Source organism: Streptomyces sp. NPDC046925, assembly GCF_040644915.1.
Lineage (GTDB): Bacteria > Actinomycetota > Actinomycetes > Streptomycetales > Streptomycetaceae > Streptomyces.
The window spans coordinates 929,459-948,863 of sequence record NZ_JBEYWZ010000002.1 but is presented as its reverse complement, the minus strand read 5'-3'; the positions used below and the strand labels follow the sequence as shown (position 1 = coordinate 948,863).

Annotated in this window: 12 protein-coding genes; 10 read left to right on the top strand and 2 right to left on the bottom strand. The window is 71.6% G+C overall.

The features are described 5' to 3' along the window. Positions 1–40: 40 nt before the first annotated feature. Complete coding sequence (locus ABZ906_RS10495; RefSeq protein WP_361182868.1) at positions 41–610, bottom strand: DinB family protein; 570 nt, start codon at positions 608–610, stop codon at positions 41–43. 250 nt (positions 611–860) lie between these two features. Between ABZ906_RS10495 and ABZ906_RS10490 the strand changes: the two genes are divergently transcribed. Both ABZ906_RS10490 and ABZ906_RS10485 read left to right on the top strand, forming a co-directional pair. Next, positions 861–2,132: an alginate lyase family protein gene (locus ABZ906_RS10490; protein WP_361380066.1), complete on the top strand. Its 1,272-nt coding sequence runs from the start codon at positions 861–863 to the stop codon at positions 2,130–2,132. A 185-nt stretch (positions 2,133–2,317) separates the two neighbouring features. After that, complete coding sequence (locus ABZ906_RS10485; protein WP_361380063.1) at positions 2,318–5,629, top strand: family 78 glycoside hydrolase catalytic domain; 3,312 nt, start codon at positions 2,318–2,320, stop codon at positions 5,627–5,629. A 171-nt stretch (positions 5,630–5,800) separates the two neighbouring features. Here the strand turns inward: ABZ906_RS10485 and ABZ906_RS10480 are convergent, their stop codons facing one another. Further along, entirely contained in the window at positions 5,801–5,989 is a 189-nt protein-coding gene (locus ABZ906_RS10480; RefSeq protein WP_361182863.1) for a hypothetical protein, read from the bottom strand. A 228-nt stretch (positions 5,990–6,217) separates the two neighbouring features. Here ABZ906_RS10480 and ABZ906_RS10475 point away from each other — a divergent pair, with 228 nt between their 5' ends. The 8 genes from ABZ906_RS10475 to ABZ906_RS10440 all read left to right on the top strand — a co-directional run bounded on the left by ABZ906_RS10475 (position 6,218) and on the right by ABZ906_RS10440 (position 19,384). Further along, entirely contained in the window at positions 6,218–7,723 is a 1,506-nt protein-coding gene (locus ABZ906_RS10475) for a hypothetical protein (protein WP_361380060.1), read from the top strand. Between the two features lie 168 nt (positions 7,724–7,891). Further along, a complete protein-coding gene (locus ABZ906_RS10470; protein ID WP_361380057.1) occupies positions 7,892–9,307 on the top strand; it encodes an NAD-dependent succinate-semialdehyde dehydrogenase in 1,416 nt (471 codons plus the stop codon). A 96-nt stretch (positions 9,308–9,403) separates the two neighbouring features. Next, a complete protein-coding gene (locus tag ABZ906_RS10465; protein ID WP_361380053.1) occupies positions 9,404–10,231 on the top strand; it encodes an aldo/keto reductase in 828 nt (275 codons plus the stop codon). A gap of 168 nt (positions 10,232–10,399) precedes the next feature. Then, a complete protein-coding gene (locus ABZ906_RS10460) occupies positions 10,400–12,037 on the top strand; it encodes an ABC transporter substrate-binding protein (RefSeq protein WP_361380050.1) in 1,638 nt (545 codons plus the stop codon). Between the two features lie 12 nt (positions 12,038–12,049). Further along, on the top strand, positions 12,050–13,054 hold the full coding sequence (locus tag ABZ906_RS10455) for an ABC transporter permease (RefSeq protein WP_361380047.1): 1,005 nt from the start codon (positions 12,050–12,052) through the stop codon (positions 13,052–13,054). Continuing rightward, positions 13,054–14,982 carry a dipeptide/oligopeptide/nickel ABC transporter permease/ATP-binding protein gene (locus ABZ906_RS10450; RefSeq protein WP_361380044.1) on the top strand — a complete coding sequence of 643 codons (1,929 nt, stop codon included), beginning with the start codon at positions 13,054–13,056 and terminating at the stop codon, positions 14,980–14,982. The genes ABZ906_RS10455 and ABZ906_RS10450 overlap by 1 nt, the downstream gene beginning before the upstream one ends. Then, positions 14,979–15,992 carry an oligopeptide/dipeptide ABC transporter ATP-binding protein gene (locus tag ABZ906_RS10445; RefSeq protein ID WP_361380041.1) on the top strand — a complete coding sequence of 338 codons (1,014 nt, stop codon included), beginning with the start codon at positions 14,979–14,981 and terminating at the stop codon, positions 15,990–15,992. Before ABZ906_RS10450 ends, ABZ906_RS10445 begins: the two co-directional genes overlap by 4 nt. 62 nt (positions 15,993–16,054) lie before the next feature. Next, positions 16,055–19,384 carry a serine hydrolase gene (locus ABZ906_RS10440; RefSeq protein WP_361380038.1) on the top strand — a complete coding sequence of 1,110 codons (3,330 nt, stop codon included), beginning with the start codon at positions 16,055–16,057 and terminating at the stop codon, positions 19,382–19,384. The last annotated feature ends 21 nt before the right edge of the window (positions 19,385–19,405 follow it).

The following is a 19,405-nucleotide window of genomic DNA, read 5'->3' as shown; positions in this document are numbered from 1 at the left end:
CAGTCGGCCGCGGCCTGCCCGGAGGGGTGATCGGTCAGGGTCAGGACATGCTGGTCGCGCCGTCCAGGGACTCCCGGATGATGTCGGCGTGGCCGGAGTGCTGGGCGGTCTCGGTGACGATGTGCATCAGGACGCGGCGGGCCGACCACTGGGCACTGGCCTCGAACCACGGCGCCTTCGGCAGCGGCCACGTGACGCCCAAGTCGGGCAGGGTGGCGACCAGTTCGTCGGTCCGGCGGGCCACCTCGGCGTAGTCGGCGAGGACGCCCGCCAGCGTGTCACCGGGCAGCATCCTGAATCCGTCGGTCCGGCGGATCCAGTCGGCCTGCGTCATGGCCGTGAAGTCCGGCATCGACGACGGGCCGCTGACGATGAACTCCGCCCAGCTCCGCTCCACCTCGGTGACGTGCTTGATCAGACCGCCGAGACACAGCTCGCTCGCGGTGGTGCGCAGTCCGGCCTGCTCGTCGGTGAGGTCACGCGTGGTGAAGCGCAGGAAGTGGCGGTGCTTGGCCAGCGTCTCCAGCCATTCGGCACGCTCACCGGTGACGGCCGTGGCCGCGCCGCCCTCCGTCAGGTCGTCGTGCGTGGTCAGTTCGTTCGCAGTCATGGTCATGCCTTTCCGGTGCCAACTGTTCCGCCGTCGAAGACCACGTTAGAAGTCGTATAGGTCAGATCGTGTCCTAGATGGAAGGGTGTCGGTGATGCATAACGCAGCTACGCGCAGCTGCGCAGCTACCGCGTCAACGTCGCGTCATGTCGCACCCGTTGCCTTGCCGGCCCGCTGGTTCTACGCTCACCCCGGTCCACATGGCGAACGTTGTTCACATCCATGACTGAACTCACGACTGGAGTGTGTGATGCGCGCAAGATCCCGGGTACGGTTCGGCGCCCTGCTCACCGCGGCGGCCGCCCTCGCCTCGCTCCTGATGCCGACCGCGCACGCCACCACCCGCGCACAGGCCCCGCGCACCGCCGTACTCGACGGCGAGCGGCTCCAGCGGACCAAGGCCCGCCTGGACCACGGTGACCCTCAACTGAGGCGTTCTGTGCGGTACTTGACCAAACGCGCCGACGCCTGGCTCGACCAGGGGCCCTGGACGGTCGTCGACAAGCCCAGGCCCGCACCCGGCGGCGACGTGCACGACTATCTGAGCCAGGCGCCCTACTGGTGGCCCACGCAGGCGCCGACCACCGACAACCCGTGGGGCTGCCCGTACGAACAGCGCGACGGGCAGCGCAACCCCGAGGTCGACACCGGGACCGACCGCCAGGACGCGGAGAAGGTCTTCGACGCGACGTACGACCTGACGCTCGCCTGGTACTACACGGGCAAGAAGCGGTATGCCGAGAAGGCGGCCTCCGTCCTGCGCACCTGGTTCCTCGACCCGGCGACCAGGATGAACCCGAACCTGGACCATGCGCAGTTCATCCCCTGCAAGTACGACGGCCGGGCCATCGGCATCATCGACTTCTCGCAGTCCTACACGAGCGTCGTGGACGCGATCGCGATCCTCGGTGCGGGCGCCCCCGGCTGGTCGAAGAGCGACCGTGCCGCCATGGGGAAGTGGAACAAGGACTTCCTCGGCTGGCTCGTCGACAGCGACTTCGGCAAGCAGGAGAGTGCCGCGCAGAACAACCACGGCACGTTCTACGACATGCAGGTCGCCGCCCTCGCCTACGCCACCGGCGACACGGCTCTCGCCCGCCGCACCGTCCTCGACGCCCGTGCCCGGCGCATCGATCCGCAGATCGCGGGCGACGGCAGCCAGCCGCAGGAGCTCGCCCGGACGCGGAGTTGGCACTACTCGACCTTCGACCTGGTCGCCTACACCCGGCTCGCCGCGATCGGCAGGAACGTGGGCGTGGACCTGTGGTCGCACCAAGGTCCCGACGGGCAGAGCCTGTTCAAGGCTGTGAACTATCTGCTGCCCGCCGCCACGGGCGCCGCTCGGTGGCCGCACCCCGAGCTGGAGTTCCACCGGTTCGCGGCGAGCGACGTCGTGCACGCGGCGGCCGACGCGGGGGACGTGGCCGCGCGCAAGGCGCTCCCGAAGCTGGAGACGCCGCCCGGCGGCGACCTGTGGGCCCTGCGTCCCGCGGCCGAGCAGCTGGACTCGATCGCGGGCTGAGCGGCTGAGCGGCTGAGAGGTTCAGCGGCGGGGCGGCGGGGGGCGGGGCGGCTGAGCGGCGGGCCGCTCGGGGCGGTGCACACCTCTTGAGTTGCCCGCTGTACCGGACCTAGGCTTGCCGGGCCGTAAATGAAACGTTTCATTTACCTTGTGGGCACTCGGATTCATCATCCAAGGGACGTGTGATGAGCGAAGAGCGTGAGACGCGGCGCGGCGGTGCGTGGGACCGCCGGGCCTTTCTGAGGACCTCCGCGGTCGGTGCGGGGGTGGGCGTCCTCGGGATGGGCCAGGGTGCGCAGAGCGCCGCCGCGGACGACCGGGTCGACGAGCGGAAGGGGGAGGGGGCGCTGCGGATCGAGCGCACCACGGTCGAGTACGCGACGACGCTCCTCGGTACGGACGTCGCCGAACCGAGGCTGAGCTGGGAGCTGTCGGCGCCGGGCCACGGCGCCCGGCAGACCGCGTATCAGATCAGGGTCTCGCTCACCCCGAGCGAGGGCGCGGGCAAGGGTCAGGGTCAGGGCGATGCGAAGGCCGGGGCGGTCTGGGACTCCGGGCGCGTCTCCTCCGCGCGTACCGTCCAAGTCCCCTACGCCGGGCCCGCGTTGAAGCCCCGCACCCGCTATCACTGGCAGGTGCGGGTCTGGGACACCGACGGGCGGGCGTCCGCCTGGAGCGCATCGCGCTGGTGGGAGACCGCGCTGGCGAAGGACGCCTGGCAGGGGCACTGGATCGGAGCCGACGCCGCTCCGAAACCGCCCGGATTCGAGGGGGCCTCCTGGATCTGGTCGCCGGGCTCCACCTCGCAGGACGCTCCGGCCGGGGCCAGGTGGTTCCGCGGTGTGCTCGAACTGCCCGAGGGCGCCGAGGTGTCCGCCGCCCGCGTGGTGGCCACCGCCGACGACGACTTCACCCTCTGCCTGGATGGCGAGGAGGTGCTGCACGCCCCGGAGCAGACCGACGGCTGGCGCACCGCGCGCCTCGCCGACGTGACCGAGCAGGTCCGGGGCGCGGGCCGGCGCGTCGTGGTCGCCGCCCGCGCGACCAACCGCGGCAGCGCTTCGGTCAACCCCGGCGGCCTGCTCGTGCGGCTCCTCGTGGAAACCGGCGGAGGAGCCGAGGAGTTGGTGACCGGTTCGGGGTGGCGCTGCGCCGAGTCGGAGCAGGAGGGCTGGCAGGAGGCGGGCTTCGACGACAGCGGGTGGCCGGAGGCGAAGGTGCTCGCGCCGTTCGGCGAAGGGCCCTGGGGCAGTGACGCGCAGGTCCCCGCGACCGAGCAGCCCGCACCGCTGCTGCGCCGCGAGTTCACCGTCCGCAAGCCCGTGACCCGCGCCCGCCTCTACATCAGCGGCCTCGCCTACTACGAGGCCCACATCAACGGCCACCGGATCGGCCGTCAGGTGCTCGATCCGGGGTTCACGGACTACGAGGAGACGGTCTTCTACGCCGTGCACGACGTGACGGACCGTATCCGCCGTGGCGCCAACGCCATCGGTGTCACCCTCGGCCGCGGCTTCTACGGCATGACGACGCCGAACGTGTGGAACTGGCACAAGCCGCCGTGGCACGGGGAGCCGCAGCTCATCGGCCAGCTGGAGATCGAGCACCCGGACGGCTCCCGCACCACCGTCGCCACGGACGGCTCGTGGCGGATCACCGAGGGCCCGACCCGGTCCAACTCCCTGTACGCGGGGGAGACGTACGACGCGCGCGAGGAGCCCGGCGACTGGACCGGTCCGGGATTCGACGACGGCGGCTGGCAGCGGCCCGTGCGCAGGGACCCGCCGAAGGGAACGCTGCGCGCCCAGCCCCACGACGCGATCGAGGTCATCGACACCGTGCGGCCCGTGGCGGTGAAGGCGCACGGCGACGACTGGATCGTCGACATGGGGCGCACCCTGGCCGGCTGGACGCGGCTGCGCGTGCGGGCCGACGCGGGGACGACGGTCCGGCTCGCGCACGGCGAGAAGCTCAAGGACGACGGAAGCGTGCACGCCGAGACGGGCCATGTGCCCGGCCGGTTCCAGACCGACGAGTACATCTGCGCGGGCGGCGGGGCCGACGAGGTGTGGGAACCGCGCTTCTCGTACAAGGGCTTCCGCTACGTGCAGATCAGCGGTCTTCCCGGCAGGCCCGACCCGGACGACGTGCTCGGCCTCGTGGTGCACACGCCCGTCGACGAGACCGGCACCTTCGCCTGCTCCGAGCCCTTCTACGAGCGGCTCGAACGGGCCATGCGGCGCACGATCCAGAACAACCTGCACGGCATCCCGACCGACACGCCGATGTACGAGAAGAACGGCTGGACGGGCGACGCGCAGGTCGGCGCGCCCGTCATGATGTACGCCCTGGGCATGCACCGGTTCCTCGGCAAGTGGCTCGGCGACCTGCGGGACAGCCAGAACAAGGACGGCCAGCTGCCGGTGATCGTGCCGAGCGGAGGCTGGGGATACGGAGATCTGGGCCCGTCCCCGGAATGGACCACCGTCTATCCGTTCCTCGTGCGTGAGATGTACCGGGTCTACGGCGACGAGCGCGTCATCACGGAGCATCTGCCCGCCCTGGTCCGGTACTTGGACTGGGAGGCCGACCGCCTGAAGGACGGCCTCGCGGTGACGGCGCTCGGCGACTATCTGTCACCCGGCTACGGCGGCAACCCGCCCGAGGACACCCGGCTCACCGCGACCGCCTATCTGCACCGGGCGCTCACCGACACCGCCGAGATGGCGCGCATCGCCGGTGACAACGATGTCGCCCGGCGTTTCCTCGCCACCGCCGAGCAGCTGAAGAAGAGCCTCAACGCCACGTTCCTCGCCCCCGAGGGCCACTACCGCACGGCCAAGGACCCCGAGTACCGGCAGACCAACAACTGCATCCCGCTGGCCTTCGGCCTGGTTCCGCCGGGCGCCCGCGCCAGTGTCACCGCCTCGCTGCTCGCGGACATCGAGAAGCGGGGCAACCACCTCAACACCGGCTGCCTCGGCACGAGCGTGCTGCTGCGCTGCCTGAGCGCGCAGGGCCACTCCGAGGTGGCGCACGCCATCGCGACCCAGCGCACCTACCCGGGCTGGGGTCACTGGCTGGACAACGGCGCGGACACCATGTGGGAGATGTGGCCGCTCGACTCACGCTCGCGCGACCACTACTTCCAGGGCACCGTGGTGCAGTGGCTGTACGAGAACGTGGCGGGGCTGCGGCCCGGCGACGAGGGGTACCGGACCTTCACCGTGCGGCCCGACGCGCGTACGGGGGTCACCTGGGCGCGCACCCGGTTCCGTACGGTGCGGGGACCGGCCGAGGTGTCCTGGTCGCGCGTCGACAAGACCGTGCGCCTGACGGTGCGTGTGCCGGTGGGCGCGACGGCGGAGGTACATGTCCCCGCCGCGTCGCGCAAGGAGGTGCGGGCGCCGGAGGGTACCGAGTTCGTGCGCACCGAACCGGGTTACGCGGTGTACCGGGCTCCGCACGGCACTTGGGGTTTCAGCGGGCGCCCTTGAGGTTTCTGGGGCCCCGCATGTGAAGTCCTGCATGTGGGGCCCCGCATGTGGGGCCCCGGGTTTGAAGCCCGGCATATGAAGCCCCCATAGCCCTTTCGCCTCGGTGCAGACGCGCCGAAGCGGAAGGGCTACCGGCGCGCGTGTCACGCGAGCCGTACGGGTGACGCCCGGTCAGCCGAGCCAGCTGTAGAGGGCCGCGGCCACGAGGAGCACCACGACCACGCCCGTCAGGATCAGTGTGCCGGGGCCCGTGTGCAGCGAGCGTTCCTGGTCGGCGCGTTTCTCCTCGATGAAGGCCTTCGCGTCGGCATCCGTGCGCGTGCGGACCCATTGGCCGTTTTGTCCCGGATTGGGAAACATTGTGTACCCCCTGTGTCAACTCCTGGGCGCCTCGCCACTTTTCATCTGCCTAAACCCCACCGACCCCGTGCGCCCCGTACGGCGCGTGCCCCGGCTCCGGGATCTTCACCCTGCGCTCGCGCGTGGTGCCGGGTAATTTGTCCGCATTTGTAGTCAAATACGATTTCTGGTCTGTGCTCGGCAGGCCGGAAGAGGAGCCCTGCGAGCGTGCAGGGGGAAAGGCGCGCGATGGCCAAGACCTTGCACGCCCCGCCCGTCGTGACGGAGCAGCGCAGCCGGATCCCGGCCGGGCGCGCCCCGCGACGCGCCGGAAGCCAGGGCTTGCTGGCTGCCGTGGCGGTGGCTTTCACGCTGGCCCAACTGGCCCTCGTACGGCCCGGGATGGGTCTCGGCTGGGACGAGGCGGTGTACGTCAGCCAGGTCAGCGGCCATGCTCCGGCGGCGTTCTTCAGTGCGCCCCGTGCCCGCGGGATCTCCCTGCTCGCCGCGCCGATCGCCTCATGGTCGTCGTCCACCGAACTGCTGCGGATCTATCTCGCCGTGCTGTCCGGCCTCGGTCTCTTCCTCGCGCTGCGCGTCTGGCGCGGGCTTTTCCCCGTACGGGTGCTCGCCCTCGCGGGCGCCCTGTTCGCGACGCTCTGGGTGACCGTCTTCTACGGTCCGGAGGTCATGCCCAATTACTGGGTGGCCGTCGGAGCCCTGGCCGCCGTCGGATGCTTCCTGCGGGCCCGGGCGGACCGCCGTGACCGGGCCGCGCTGTGGGGCCTGGGCGCGAGCGCGGCGCTGATGGCTTGGATGCGGCCTGCCGACGCCGTCTGGGTGATCTTCCCGATGGCCGTCCTGCTGGTCTGCGTCCGCGGATGGCGCCGGCCGCGATCCCTCGCGGCGCTGGCCGCGGGTCTCGGTGCGGGGGCACTCGGCTGGGTCATCGAGGCGTACGCCAGTTTCGGGGGCCTTGGCACCCGCCTCGCCGATGCCTCCGACATCCAGGGCGGCCTCGGCTGGAACATCGCCGTCCTCGACCAGCTGCGCAGCCTGCGCGGCCAGACCCTGTGCCGCCCGTGCACCGCCGCCGTGCCGGAGCCGCAGCTGATCGCGTGGTGGTTCGTCCTGCCGCTGCTTGCCGCACTCGGTCTTGCCGTCGCGGTCAGGGGCCGGCGCACCGCGAGCACCCTCATGCCGCTGGCCTGCGCCGCCACGGCGAGCATCCCGTACCTCTTCATGATCGGGTACGCGGCGCCGCGCTTCCTGCTCCCCTTCTACGCGCTGCTCGTCATCCCGGTCGCCGACGCCCTCGTCCACCTGGTCACCGCCTCGCGCCAGGCGTGGCGGCCGGTGGTCGTGACGGCGGTGGCGCTCGCCCTCGCCGGTCACCTGGCCGTGCAGTACGCGGTGCTGGAGGACACGGTGGACCGCTCCAGCGCGGGCCGGAAGCAGTGGGCGCGCACGGCATCCGAGCTGCACCGCCTGGGTGTGCGGCCGCCGTGCGTGGTGACCGGGCAGGAGGCCCTGCCGATCGCCTTCTACGCCGGGTGCTCCTCCGCCCAGACGTACGGGCACAACGCGAGCACCACCCGTGCGGACCTCCTGCGGACGGCGCGGCACACGCCGACGGCCGCCCTCGCCGCGGTGCGGGACGAGCCGCCGGAGTATGCGCGCGGCTGGCCGGCCCATCGGTTCGGTGACCTGCGCATTCATGTGAGTCCCACGGTCACGGCAGGGGCACCGGGGTGAGGTGACGCGTCCCGCCGTGCGCGGCTTCCGCGGCGAACATACGCACCCTTTTTGGATAAATGAACGGTTTGCGCCCTGAGGTGTCGGGTACCCCGGACAAGGGCCGGAACGCATGGTTCCGCGCCGTGCCCCGGCCCGTCACCTCGCCCCCCTCGTTCTGGAGAGTTCATGTCAGATCAGCGCAAGAGTTCATTTGCGACCGTGAGCCCCTACACGGGGGAGACCCTGAAGGAGTTCCCGGAAATCGAGGGCGGAAAGGTCGACTCCCTGCTGGAAACCGCGGACCGGGCATTCCGCGCGTGGCGCGAGCGGCCGATCGAGGACCGTGCCGCCGTCGTCGCCCGTGCGGCCGACCTGATGAAGGAACGCAAGGAAGAGCTGGCCCAGCTCATCACGCTGGAGATGGGAAAGCTCATCTCCGAGGCGCGCGGGGAGGTGGATCTCGCCGCCTCGATCCTGACGTACTACGCGAAGCACGGGCCGGAGTTCGCCGCCCCCGAACCGCTCGACGTCACGGAGGGGGAGGCGTACCTCGTCAACGAGCCCCTCGGTGTCCTGCTCGGCGTGATGCCGTGGAACTTCCCGCTCTACCAGGTGGTCCGATTCGCGGGGCCGAACCTGCTGCTCGGCAACACCGTGCTGGTCAAGCACGCCGGTATCTGCCCGCAGTCCGCACTCGCCCTGGAGACGCTCTTCCGTGACGCGCAGGCCCCCGAGGGCGTCTACACGAACCTGTTCGTGAGCCACGACGAGATCTCGCGCATCATCGACAGCCCGGTGGTCCGGGGTGCCTCGCTGACCGGCAGCGAGGGTGCGGGATCCAAGGTCGCCGAACGGGCCGGGCGGAACATGAAACCCAGCCTCCTCGAGCTCGGCGGCAGCGACGTCTTCATCGTCCTCGACCGCGAGAACCTGGAGCGCACCATCGGAGCCGCGGTGGCGGGCCGGATGGCCAACACCGGACAGAGCTGTGTGGCCTCGAAGCGGTTCATCGTCCTCGAGGACGTGTACGACGACTTCGTCGAGGGCATGCGCCGGAAGTTCGAGGAACTGCGGCCCGGCGACCCCGCGGACGAGTCGACCACGCTGGGTCCGCTCTCCTCCGAGCAGGCGGCGGCGGACCTGGCCGACCAGATCCGTGAGACGGTGGAGCAGGGAGCGGAACTGGTCACCGGAGGCCACCGGATCGACCGTCCCGGCGCCTTCGTCGAACCGACCGTCATCACCGGCGTCAAGCCCGGCATGCGCGCCTACGCCGAGGAGCTCTTCGGCCCCGCCGCGGTCATCTACCGCGTCGCCGACGAGGACGAGGCCATCGCGCTGGCCAACGACAGCCAGTACGGCCTCGGCGGATCCGTGTTCTGCGGGGACGTGGAGCGGGGGCGCCGGGTGGCCGAGCGCGTGGAGACCGGCATGGTCTGGGTCAACCACCCGACATCGACCCAGCCCGACCTGCCCTTCGGCGGCATCAAACGGTCCGGCTACGGGCGTGAGCTCTCCCAGCTCGGCATGCAGGAATTCGTGAACCGCAAACTCGTCCGCGTCCTGCCGCCCGACGCGAAGCTGAGCGGAATCGCCGGCTGAACGCCCCGGACGCCGCCGACCGGGCGATCCGGACGACGGCACCGACAAAAGACAAGACATACGGCACCAAGAAACAAGGCAACACAAGGAGTCACCGTGAGCGCAGTACCCGCCATCACCCTCAACAACGCAGTGGAGGTCCCCCAGCTCGGCTTCGGCACCTTCCAGATCGAGCCGGAGGAGACGCGCGAGACGACGCTGGCCGCGCTGGAGGTCGGCTACCGGCACATCGACACGGCTCAGATGTACGGCAACGAGAAGGAGGTCGGCGAGGCGGTCCGCGACTCCGGCATCGACCGCGGCGACATCTTCGTGACCAGCAAACTCAACAACGGCGCCCACGCGCACGACGACGCCCTCAAGGCGTTCGACCGCACGATGGACGAGCTGGGGCTGGACTACCTGGACCTCTTCCTCATCCACTGGCCGCTGCCGGACAAGGGCGACTTCGTGGAGACCTGGAAGGCCCTGGAGGAGATCTACCGTTCCGGCCGCGCCAAGGCCATCGGCGTCTCCAACTTCCAGCCCAATCACCTCAATCGGCTGATGCAGAACACCGACGTGGTGCCCGCGGTCAACCAGATCGAGGTGCACCCCTACCTCACGCAGGACGACGTCAGGGCCTTCGGCGCCGAGCACGACATCGCCACCGAGGCCTGGTCGCCCATCGCGCAGGGCAAGGTCCTCGACGACCCGACCATCAACCGCATCGCGCAGCGCGAGGGCAAGACGGCCGCCCAGGTCACCCTGCGCTGGCACATCCAGCGCGGCGACATCGTCTTCCCCAAGTCGGTGACGCAGAAGCGCATCGAGCAGAACTTCGACATCTTCGACTTCGAGCTCAGCGAGGGCGACATCGGTGAGATCTCCGCACTGAACCGCGACGAGCGCACCGGCCCCGACCCGGACACCTTCCACGGCTGAGCACCGGCCACGACAAGCGGGGCCCGGGCCGAGGACGGCCCGGGCCCCCTTCGTCATGGCCGATGAATCAGGCCGCTCCACCTTGTCGGGGACGACGAAGAGTTGCCCCTGACGCTGCCCTACCTTTCCGGACATCACCGGTTCGCAGCCTCGGAGGTGGGGGTCCGCATGTCCACATGGGATGTCGGTACGAAAGGCGCCACGGCACACGCCCGGCGCGCCCTGCCGCTGGTGGCGGCCACCGTGGTCCTGACCGCCGGCTGCGGCGGCGGATCGGGCCCGGGAACGGCCGCGGGGGAAGGCGAGCTGGCGGACGGCAAGACGTTCACCATGGCCTACGCCTCCGACCCGGGCAATCTCGACCCGGCGAAGACGGTGATGTCGATCGCCATCGGCATCAACCGCTACCTGTACGACCCGCTGATCCACCTCGACGGCAAGGGCGAGCCCGAAGCCGGCCTGGCCCGGAAGTGGAAGGCGACGACCAAGACGGCGACGTTCACGCTGCGCCCCGGCATCAAGTGCTCCGACGGCTCGGCGCTGACCGCGAGCGACGTGGCCGCGAACATCGACTACATCGGCGACCCCGGGAACAAGTCACCCCTGGCCGGCGTGCTGATCCAGCCGGGCACCACGGCGAAGGCCGACGACGCGCGGCGCACCGTCACCCTCACCAGCGGCGCCCCCGACGCGTTCCTGCTGCGCAACGCCGGGTCCGTGCCGATCGCCTGCGGCGAAGGCCTCAAGGACCGTTCGGCCCTCGCCAAGGGCGGCAAGGGCAGCGGCACCGGCATGTTCACCATGACCGAGGCCGTCACCGGCGACCACTACACGCTCACCCGGCGCAAGGACCACACCTGGGGCCCGGGCGGCTCCAAGGGCGAGACCAAGGGGCTCCCGGACAAGGTGACGATCCGGGTGATCCCCAACGAGACCACCGCCGCGAACCTGCTGCTCTCCGGTGAGCTGAACGCCTCGGCGATATCCGGCGCCGAACAAAAGCGCCTCGCCGCGCAGAAGCTGTTCCACGCCGACGTGCAGGCACCGCTGGGCGGTCTCTACTTCAACCAGGGCGGCTCCCGCCCCGGCGCGGACGAGGAGGTGCGCCGGGCGCTGGTCCAGGCGCTGAACCTGCCCGACGTGGGCAAGGTCATCACCAACGGCACCGGAAAGCCGTCGCAGGGCCTGGTCACCGACGAACCACGCGCCTGCACCGGCGACTCGGTCACCGGCAACCTCCCGGAGCATGACCTCGCGGCGGCCAAGTCGGCGCTGAGCAAGGCCGGTTGGAAGCCGGGCGCCGGCGGAATCCGTACCAAGAACGGCAAGAAGCTCACCCTGAGCCTGATGTACGGCACCCAGAACGGGCCCAGCATGGCCGCGGGCGCGGAGCTGATCCAGAAGGAATGGAAGAGCCTGGGGGCCGAGGCCGAGCTGAAGCCGGTGGACAGCCCCGCCCTGAACAGCACGCTTTTCGGCTCCGGCAACTGGGACGTCTCCATGGGCCCGATCGCGCTCGCGGCGCCCACCCAGCTCGTCCCGTTCATGTCCGGGCCGACACCGCCCAAGGGCCTGAACTTCTCCGGCGTCGACAACCCCGACTACACGGCCCTCGTGCAGAAGGCCTCCGCCAAGGTCGGCGCCGCGGGCTGCCCGCAGTGGCAGGACGCCGAGAAGGCGCTGATCAAGAACCTCGACGCGGTGCCGTACTACAACTCCCTCACCTCGGTCTTCGGCAAGGGGGCCCGCTTCAAGGTCAGCCAGGGCGCGATCGTCCCGTCCTCGATCCGCATGTACGCCAACTAGGGTGCGGGCCCGATGACGACTGCGACGGCCGTCGCGAAGACGGCGACGGTGTCGGCCCCCGACCGGCGCGGCAACCGGTGGCTGCGGTTCGGCCTGCGGCGCGCGGCCCGGCTCGTGGTGTCGCTGTGGGTGCTTGTCACCGCGGCGTTCCTGATGATTCATCTCATCCCCGGTGATCCGGTGCGCGCCGCACTGGGCATGACCGCGTCGCCGGACATGGTCGCGGCGCGGCGCGCGGAACTCGGTCTCGACGACCCGCTGTGGCAGCAGTACCTGCACTTCCTTGGCGGCCTCCTCACCGGTGACGCGGGCAGCTCCACCATCACCGCCCTGCCCGTGTCGCAGACCATCGGCGACCGGCTGCCCGCGACCGTGCAACTGGCCGGACTGGCCTTCGTCCTGGCCCTGCTGGTCGCCGTCCCGCTGGGCACGGCGATGGCCGCCCTGACCCGGGGCGGGCGCCGCCGGGGCACGGAGCTCGCCTTCACCTCGGTCAGCGTGTTCCTCGCCGCCATACCGGAGTTCCTGCTCGCCGTCGTCCTCGCCTACGTGTTCGCGGTGCGCCTCGACTGGTTCCCCGTCGCGGGCCGCCAGGGCCCGAGTTCGTACGTCCTGCCGGTCCTCGCCCTGTCCATCGGCCCCGCCATGGTGCTCGCCCGGATCGGCCGGGTGGAGATGCTCTCGGTCCTCAACCGCGACTATGTGCGCACCGCGCGCGCCAAACGCCTTCCCCCGCGCCGCGTGTACGCGCGCCACGCGCTGCCCAACGCCCTGACCGCCACGCTCACTCTGGGCGGGCTGCTGCTCTCGGCGCTCGTCGCGGGCACGGTGCTCGTGGAGAACGTGTTCGCCTGGCCCGGCCTCGGCTCGACCATCGTGCAGTCCATCCTGCAGAAGGACTATCCGGTGGTGCAGGGCGTCGTGCTCGTCTACGGGGCCGGGGTGCTCGTGGTGAACCTGCTGGTCGACGTGGTGCTCGCCCTGCTCGACCCGCGCTCCGCGATCGGGGAGGCATGATGTCCGCGCCTCGTTCCCGATGGTCGGCCGCCGCCCGCACCCCGGTGGGCGCCTGCGCCGGACTGCTGCTGCTCGCCGTGCTCGTCCTGGCCGTACTCGCCCCGATCCTGTGGGGCGACGAGGCGTCCGTGGTGGACACGGACGCGATCCAGCAAGGGCCCTCCGGAGCCCACCTGTTGGGCACCGACAACCTGGGCCGCGACATCTTCTACCGCGTCCTGGTGGCCACCCGCCTCTCGCTGCTGCTCGCGGTGACCGCGACCGTCCTCGGCGTGGTCCTGGGGCTGATCCTGGGCGCGGTGCCCTCGGTCCTTCCGCGCAGGGCCGGGCGGTTCGTCACCTCCGTGGTGAACATCGCCGTCGCGTTCCCCGGCCTGCTGCTCGCCCTGTTCTTCGCGGTCATCTTCGGCGTGGGCGCGACCGGCGCGGTCCTCGCGATCGGCCTGGCGATGGCCCCGGCCTTCGCCCGGCTCACCCAGACGCTGAGCGCGTCGGTGGCGGGCCAGGACTTCGTGGCCGCCGCCCGGACCGTCGGCGTGGGGCGCATCCGGCTCCTGACCCGCCACATCCTGCCCAACATCGCCGAGCCGCTGGCCGTCAACGCCACCATCGGGGCGGGGTCGTCGCTCCTCGCCTTCGCCGGGCTCTCCTTCCTCGGCCTGGGCATCCAGGCACCGGACTACGACTGGGGACGGCTCCTGGGCGAAGGCCTCGGCCGGATCAACCTCACCCCCGCGCCCGCCCTCGCGCCCTGTGTGGCCGTCGTCGTCACGGGCCTGGCGTTCAACCTCTTCGGCGAGGCCGCTGCCGCCGCCCTCGGCGTCCGCACCCTGTCGCACAAAACCGCCGGCCCCCGTGCGCTCCCGCCGCTCCCGCCGTCCGCCCCGGACGCCACGGACCGGCCGGATGCGGAGGGCCGGCCCGTCCTCGCGGTGGAGAACTTGCGGGTGGCCTTCCCCGGGCCCGCCGGGTGGACCACCCCGGTGCGCGGTGTCAGCTTCTCCGTCGGGGCGGGCGAGGCCGTCGGGGTGGTGGGCGAGTCCGGGTCGGGCAAGAGCCTGACCGCGATGGCCGTCTCCCGGCTCATCGAACCACCGGCCCACGTCAGCGCCCACCGCCTCGACTTCACGGGCACACCGCTGCTCGACACCGACGAGCGGGAGCTGCGCCGCCTGCTCGGCACTTCCCTCGCGATGGTCTTCCAGGACCCGATGTCCTCCTTCAACCCCGTCACCGGCATGGGCAGGCAGCTCGCCGAGGTGGCCGAACACCACCAGGGCCTGTCGCGGCGTGCCGCGTTCGCCCGGGCCGTGGACCGGCTGCGCGCCGTGCACGTGCCCGCGCCGGAGCGGCGCGCGCGCCAGTACCCGCACGAGTTCTCCGGCGGCATGCGGCAGCGCGCGATGATCGGCATGGGCCTCATGGGCGACCCGAGGCTGGTCATCGCGGACGAACCGACGACCGCCCTCGACGTCACCGTGCAACGGCAGGTCCTGCGCCTGCTCGCCGAGGTACGGGAAGAGCGTGGCACCGCCGTCCTGCTCATCAGCCACGACATCACGGTCGTCGCCCGGACCTGCGACCGGGTGCTCGTCATGTACGCGGGCCGCATCGTCGAAGACCTGCCCGCCGCCGATCTGTTCACCGCCGCCCGCCACCCCTACACGCGGGCCCTCCTCGCCGCCGTACCGGACCTCGAAACGGACCGCGACCGCCCCCTGGCCGTGATCCCCGGCCGCCCGCCGGAGCCGGACCGGATACCGCAAGGGTGCGCGTTCGCCCCGCGCTGTCCCCGTGCCGACGACCACTGCCGCCGCGAGGATCCCGAACCGGTCACCCACGGCATCGGCCAGCGGGTGGCCTGTTGGCATCCGGTGCGTGAAGGCACTGAACTGGTCGAAGAGAGCACGAGGGGAGGTACGGCATGAGCGAGCTCGTCTTCGACGGGGTGAGCGTGCGCTACGGCAGCCGCCGCCATGCCCTGACCGCTGTGGACGGCGCGCACCTGACCGTGCCGTCCGGCCAAGTGGTCGGTCTGGTGGGGGAGTCCGGCTCGGGAAAGTCGACGCTGGCCCGCGCCGCCGTCGGCCTGGCCCCGCTCGCCGCGGGCCGCATCCTGCTCGACGGAAACGACGTGCGCGGGCTGCGCGGCCGGCACCGTCCGCTGCAGATGGTCTTCCAGGACCCGTACTCCTCCCTCGATCCGCGGATGAGCATCGGGGATTCCGTCGCCGAGGCACTGCCGCGCGAACGGGGCCGCGGCGGGGCCGCCCGCCGCGCCGAGGTGGCCCGGCTGCTCGAACAGGTCAACCTCGGCCCGGACCGGATGCCGATGCTGCCCGGGCAGCTCTCCGGCGGCCAGCGCCAGCGCGTGGCACTCGCCCGGGCCCTTGCCGGACAGCCGCGGGTCGTCATCGCCGACGAGATCACCTCGGCCCTCGACGTCTCCGTCCAGGGCACCGTGCTCAACCTGGTCCGCGACGTGCAGCGGCAGATGAACCTGACCATGCTGTTCATCTCGCACGACCTGGCCGTGGTCCGTTACCTCAGCGACCACATCGCCGTGATGTATCTGGGCAGGATCGTCGAGGCCGGCCCCACCGAGGAGGTCCTCGCCGATCCACGCCACCCCTACACCCGTGACCTCCTTGCCGCCGTGCCCCGTCGCAATCCGCCGCCCGGACTCGGCGCGGAGCCCGCCGCAGGCGCCGATGTCCTCATGGCCGGTGAGCCCGCCGACCCGCACCACCCGCCGCCCGGCTGCCACTACCACCCGCGCTGTCCCGCGGGCCCCCGGGTCCATGCGGGCCGGGACGTGTGCAGCACCCGGGATCCCGCCGCCGACGCCGCCGCACGGCCGCACCGGGCCGCCTGCCACTTCGCCTCCGCCACCGACCCCGCCCTGCCGCATCAGCCGCGTACGCAAGGCGCTTCGTGACTCCCGCACCACCCTCATCCACCCCGCCCCCACTTGTCCCGCCCATGAGGAGACAGCACACCGTGACGCGACGCCCGGCCATCGACGACCTCTACGCCATCGCGCTGCCGGAACAGCCCGCGCTGTCCCCGGACGGCACGCGCATCGCCTACGTGCTGCGCACCGCGGACCGCGAACACGACCGCGAGGACCGCGCGTTGTGGACCGTGCCGACCGGCGGCGGCGCGGCACGGCGACTCACCCGCGGCCCCGCGGACACCGCCCCCGCGTGGTCGCCCGACGGCCGGTGGATCGCGTTCCTGCGCGGCGGCGACGGCCCCGCGCAGCTGTGGCTGCTGCCCGCGCAAGGCGGCGAACCCGAGCCCGTCACGGAGCTTCCCGCGGGCGCGGGGGCGCCGGTCTGGAGCCCCGACGGCACCGCGATAGCCTTCGCGGCCCCGGTCGACGACGACCCCTCCACGGCGGCCCCCGGCGCGGTCCGGGCCCCCGTCGTGACGGACCGGATCGGCTACAAGACCGACGGCCACGGTCTGTTCGGCACGGCCCGCAGCCACCTGCACGTCGTGGATCCCCGCAGCCGTGACGTGCGCCGGGTGACCCGGGGCGACTGGCACGCGGGGCAGCCGGTCTGGTCGCCGGACGGGCGCAGCCTCGCCTTCCGCGCGGCACGCGGCGCCGACGCCGACCTGACGCTGCGCTCCGAGGCGTACGTCGTGGACTGCCTGGACCCCGGCGCCGAACCGCGCCTCGTCGGCACCGCCGAGGGCGCCGCCCACGCCGTCAACTGGACCGCCGACGGTGCCGCACTCCTCGTGGTGGGCCGCACCGACACCGCGCTCGGCCATGCGAGCGTGCTGCGCGTGCCGCTGGACGGGGGCGCGACGGCCGACCTCACCGCGGGACTCGACCGCAACGTGATGCCCGGCGGCCCCGGCTATCCGGGCGCACTGCCCCGCCCGGCCGACGACGGCCGGACGGTGCTGTTCTGCCTGCGCGAACGCGGCTGCACGCACCTGTACGCGATGAACGCCGACGGCGGCGAACCCCGCGTGCTCGTCGGCGGCGCGGGCCGCGTCGTCTCCGGCCTGTCCACCGTCGGCGACACCGTCGCGTTCGTCGTGGCGACGCCCTCCTCGTACGGCGAGATCGCGACCGTCGAGCTGTCCACCGGACGCGAGCAGGTCCTCACCCGGCACGGAGCCACGCTGGACGACGTGGAGCCGTTGGCGCCGCAGGAGCGGGAGTTCACCGTCTCCGACGGCACCACGGTGCACGGATGGCTGCTGCGCGATCCGGCCGCGAACGGGCCCGCGCCGCTGCTGCTCGACATCCACGGCGGCCCGCACAACGCCTGGAACGGGGCGGCCGACCCCTTCCACCTGTACCACCAGGTCCTCGCGGCACGCGGCTGGTCCGTGCTGCTGCTCAACCCCCGTGGCAGCGACGGCTACGGCGAGGCGTTCTTCACCGCGGCACGCGGCGCCTGGGGCGAGGCCGACGCGCCGGACTTCCTCGAACCCCTCGACACCCTGGTCGCCGAGGGAATCGCCGACCCGCGGCGGCTTGCCGTGGCCGGCTACAGCTACGGCGGCTTCATGACCTGCTACCTGACGAGCCGCGACGACCGTTTCGCCGCAGCCGTCGCCGGTGGCGTGGTCAGCGATCTGACCAGCATGTGCGGCACCAGCGACGAGGCCCACGTCCTGGCGACGCTCGAACTGGGCGGCACGCCGTGGCAGAACCGGGAGCGCTACGCCGAACTCTCCCCGTACACGCGGGTGGAGCAGGTCCGTACGCCTACGCTGGTGCTGCACGGCGCGGCCGACGAGTGCTGCCCGGTCGGGCAGGCCGAGCAGTGGTTCACCGCACTGCGGGAGCAGGGCGTGCCCACCAGCCTCGTGCTCTATCCGGGCGGCTCACACCTGTTCCTGCTCGACGGACCGCCCTCGCACCGGGCCGACTTCAGCCGCCGCATCGTCGACTGGTCGGAGCGCCACGCCGGTACGCCCGGACGCCCGGCCCGCGTCCCGCTGGACGCCGCGCACTGGGAGCGGAGGCTCGCCGAGCTGACGGCCCGGCACCGGGTACCGGGCGCGGTCCTCGGCATCTCGCGCGGCGACGACGTCGTCCTCGCGGCCGGCGGTGTGCTCCACAAGGGCACCGGCGTGCGGACCACCGAGGACTCGCTCTTCCAGATCGGCTCCATCACCAAGGTGTGGACCGCGACCCTGATCATGCAGCTCGCCGACGAGGGCAAGCTCGACCTCGAAACGCTCGTCGCCGACATCCTTCCGGAGCTGCGGCTCTCCGACCCCGGCGCGGCGCAGCGGGTGACCGTACGGCAGCTCCTGACGCACACCAGCGGCATCGACGGCGACATCTTCACCGACACCGGCCGCGGCGACGACTGCGTCGAGGCCTACGTCGGCCAGTTGGGCACGGCGGCACAGAACCATCCGCCGGGGGCGACGTTCTCGTACTGCAACTCGGGTTTCGTGCTTGCCGGGCGGATCGTCGAGAAGCTCACCGGCATGAGCTGGGACAGTGCCCTCAAGGAGCGCCTGTGCACCCCCCTGGGTCTCACGCACACGGTCACGCTGCCCGAGGAGGCGCTGCGCTTCCGCACCGCGATGGGACATGACGCCCAAGGTGACCAGGACCCGCAGCCGGCCCCCGTATGGTGCCTGCCCCGCTCGGCGGGACCGGCCGGACTGATCAACGCGACGGCCGCCGACGTCCTGGCCTTCGCCCGTATGCACCTCGCCGGCGGCAGCACCGCCGACGAGACCCGGATCCTGCCGCCGCAGGCGGCATCCGCGATGACCGAGAAGCAGGTCGACCTGCCCGACGTGCACTCCCTCGGAGACTCCTGGGGCCTCGGCTGGATCCGCTTCGACTGGGACGGCCACCTGGTCGTCGGGCACGACGGCAACACGATCGGCCAGTCGGCGTTCCTGCGCCTGCTGCCCGGGCAGGACCTCGCCGTCACCCTCCTCACCAACGGAGGGGCCACCCACGACCTCTACCTGGAACTCTTCAGGGAGATCTTCGAGGAGCTCGCCGACGTCTCCATGCCGCAGCCGCTCCAGCCGCCGGCCGAGCCGGTCACGGTGGACGCGGGCCGCCACCTCGGGCGGTACGAGCGGGCAGGAGCCGCCATCGACATCCTCGAAGGCGCCGACGGACCGCGCCTTCGCAACACGGTGACGGGTCCGCTCGCCGAGCTGGTCCCCGAGACCGTGCAGGAGGCCGCCCTCGTGCCGGTGTCGGACGACCTCTTCGTCATGCGGCTGCCCGGCAGCCGGTCATGGACCCCCGTGACCTTCTACGCGCTCCCGACCGGTGAGCCCTATCTGCACATCGGCGCCCGCGCGACCCCGAAGGTGTCCTGACGTGAACCGGCAACACGGCAC

Bases quoted from the DNA above. Each gene is read 5' to 3' on its own strand.
- ABZ906_RS10495 (WP_361182868.1), bottom strand. From the start codon at position 610: ATGACTGCGAACGAACTGACCACGCACGACGACCTGACGGAGGGCGGC.
- ABZ906_RS10490 (WP_361380066.1), top strand. From the start codon at position 861: ATGCGCGCAAGATCCCGGGTACGGTTCGGCGCCCTGCTCACCGCGGCG.
- ABZ906_RS10485 (WP_361380063.1), top strand. From the start codon at position 2,318: ATGAGCGAAGAGCGTGAGACGCGGCGCGGCGGTGCGTGGGACCGCCGG.
- ABZ906_RS10480 (WP_361182863.1), bottom strand. From the start codon at position 5,989: ATGTTTCCCAATCCGGGACAAAACGGCCAATGGGTCCGCACGCGCACG.
- ABZ906_RS10475 (WP_361380060.1), top strand. From the start codon at position 6,218: ATGGCCAAGACCTTGCACGCCCCGCCCGTCGTGACGGAGCAGCGCAGC.
- ABZ906_RS10470 (WP_361380057.1), top strand. From the start codon at position 7,892: ATGTCAGATCAGCGCAAGAGTTCATTTGCGACCGTGAGCCCCTACACG.
- ABZ906_RS10460 (WP_361380050.1), top strand. From the start codon at position 10,400: ATGTCCACATGGGATGTCGGTACGAAAGGCGCCACGGCACACGCCCGG.
- ABZ906_RS10455 (WP_361380047.1), top strand. From the start codon at position 12,050: ATGACGACTGCGACGGCCGTCGCGAAGACGGCGACGGTGTCGGCCCCC.
- ABZ906_RS10450 (WP_361380044.1), top strand. From the start codon at position 13,054: ATGTCCGCGCCTCGTTCCCGATGGTCGGCCGCCGCCCGCACCCCGGTG.
- ABZ906_RS10445 (WP_361380041.1), top strand. From the start codon at position 14,979: ATGAGCGAGCTCGTCTTCGACGGGGTGAGCGTGCGCTACGGCAGCCGC.